Genomic DNA, 2,440 nt, shown 5'->3' on the forward strand with positions numbered 1-2,440 from the left:
CACGCCAGCACCGCCGGACCGGCCGGTGCCGACTCCGCCGCCAGCTCCGGCCGACTCACCCGCTCCCACGTCGACGAGCGGGAGACCGCCCGCTCGGCCCGACAGTTGTCGGTGCGCAGCCCCGGTACGGGCGGCAACGCACGCGCCAGCCGCGGTCGTCTCGGGCTGGGCCTGGTCGCCGTACCGGACGTGCCGAAGCCCGACCCGAGCATCCGGACCCGCACGGCGGGGGTATGGACGGGTACATCGTGATGGAGTACGTCGGCGGCAGGTCGCTCGAGGAGCTCGCCAACGCCCGGCGTACGCCCGAGGGCCGACACGATCCGTTACCGGTCGAACAGGCCTGCGCGTACGGTCTGGAGGCGCTGGAGGCCCTCTCCCACCTGCACAACCGGAGCCTGGTCTACTGCGACTTCAAGGTGGACAACGCGATCCAGCAGGACGACCAGCTCAAACTCATCGACCTGGGTGCGGTACGCCGCCTGGACGACGAGGAGAGCGCCGTCTACGGCACGGTGGGCTACCAGGCCCCCGAAGTGCCCCTGAGTGGTCCCTCGGTGGCCTCCGACCTGTACACGGTGGCACGTACCGTCGCGGTGCTCACCTTCGACTTCCAGGGCTACACCGGCACCTACGCGGAAAGCCTGCCCCACCCGGACGACGTCGAGGTCTTCCGGCGGTTCGAGTCCTTCTACCGGTTCCTGGTCCGGGCCACCGAGCCGGACCCGCGGCGTCGCTTCACGTCCGCGGCCGAGATGGCCGAACAACTGAGCGGTGTGTTAGGGGAGGTGGTGGCGCTGCGCACCAGGCGCCCACGTTCGGCGGTCTCCTCGTTGTTCGGGCCGGAAGTCCGCGTGGTCGACACGAAGTTGCTGGCCGGCACGGACGGCGACACCTCGGTCCTGGGCCGCCGGGACGTACGCCCTTCCCTGATCAGCCGAATCCGCCGGGCGCTGGGGCCGTACAACCCGGCGGAGAGCCCTCCCGTGGGGCCGAGGGGCACCCTCCGGACAGGCGAGCCGCCGGCCATGGCAGCCGTGGGCGACGGCCGCGACACGGCGCCGACGCCCGCGCCAACCGCTCCGGACCTCGTCGCACTGGCTCTGCCGGTGCCCAAGGTGGACCCCAACGACCCCGCGGCCGGCCATCTCGCAGGTCTGCTGACCGCCACACCAGCGGAGCTGGTCAGCGCGCTGGCGGGCACCCTCGACAGCCCGGTCGAACGTCAACTCCGGTGGCTGCGTGCCCACCTGGAGCAGGGTCGCCCGGCCGACCTCGGGGAGGCCGCCGCGACGCTGGAGAAGCTGACGAGCGGGCACCCGAACGACTGGCGGGTGGTCTGGTATCGGGGGTTGTACCACATGGTCGCCGGAGAGCCGCGATCGGCGGCACGGGCGTTCGAGGCCGTCTACGCCGCGTTCCCCGGCGAGCCGGCCGCCAAGCTGACTCTGGCCTGCTGTGCGGAGGCCCTGGAGCAGCTGGACAACTCCGCGGACTACTACCGCCTCGTCTGGTCGACCGATCCGACCTACGTCGGCGCCGCGTTCGGCCTGGCCCGGGTGCGGCTGCGGCTGGGGGCGGTGGCGGTGCTGGAGTCCGTACCGGAAGCGTCGATCCACTTCCTGTCCGCCCGGGTCGCCACCGTACGGACCCGACTGCGGGGCCGTACACCGTCAGAACCGCTGCTCGACGAGCTGCACGCGGCGGCCGGCCAGGTCGAGCAGCTGCGGGCGGCGGGCCTTGACTCCCTGCGAGAGCAGGAGTTGGCCGTCGTGGTGTTGGGGGGCGCGCGGGACTGGCTGCTGGCGGGCGGCCACACCGGTCACACTCGGGGCGCCGGGGCCACCAGGTCCAAGAGGGCCAAGAGGGCCGCCGAAGACCCGAGCAACGCGGGTACCGTACCGCCGAACGACCCGTCAGGCGGTACGGTTACGCCCGTGGTCGTACCGCAAACCGCCGCTGAGCACGAGCGTGGCCCGGATGGGAGTTCCGCGCACCACCCTGGCAGAGTCGTGCACGGGCCCGCCCGTCCGTCGTTGCTCGGTAACCCGATGAACGAGTACGGGCTGCGACGGGACCTCGAACGTTCGTACCGGAGACTGACGAGACTCGCGCAGACCGGCACGGAGAGGACCGAACTGGTGGAACGGGCGAACCGATTCCGCCCCAGGACGTGGGTGTGACGAAGATGCCACAGCTCGACCGACTGTCCGGCTGCCCCAGCTGCGCGGAGCCGTTGGAGGAGGGGGACCTCTACTGCGGGGCGTGCGGCGCCGATCTGCGCGCCGCCGCACGTCTGCCGGCCGGCGGCGCGACGTGTGATCAGGGAGAGCAGCCAACCCTCCCGACGGACGGGGCACTTCACTCGCCAACGGCATCGCCCGCTGTGGACTCGCCCGCGGCGGCCGCGCCACCACCGCCGGCCGCCCCTCCCATGCCG

General features: G+C 72.2%; 1 protein-coding gene and 2 pseudogenes. All 3 read left to right on the top strand.

Annotated features, from left to right (window positions below; genetic code table 11):
• Positions 1–252 (top strand): hypothetical protein (locus tag AN216_RS29865; RefSeq protein ID WP_244502255.1); only part of this gene is annotated, 252 nt, incomplete at its 5' end.
• A pseudogene (locus AN216_RS00470) lies at positions 207–2,183 on the top strand (tetratricopeptide repeat protein); the annotation flags it as partial. The gene AN216_RS29865 and the pseudogene AN216_RS00470, both read left to right, overlap by 46 nt.
• Before the next feature lie 5 nt (positions 2,184–2,188).
• A pseudogene (locus AN216_RS29530) lies at positions 2,189–2,440 on the top strand (serine/threonine-protein phosphatase); the annotation flags it as partial.

Source organism: Streptomyces oceani (assembly GCF_001751245.1).
In the GTDB taxonomy this organism is placed as follows: Bacteria; Actinomycetota; Actinomycetes; order Streptomycetales; family Streptomycetaceae; genus Streptomyces; species Streptomyces oceani.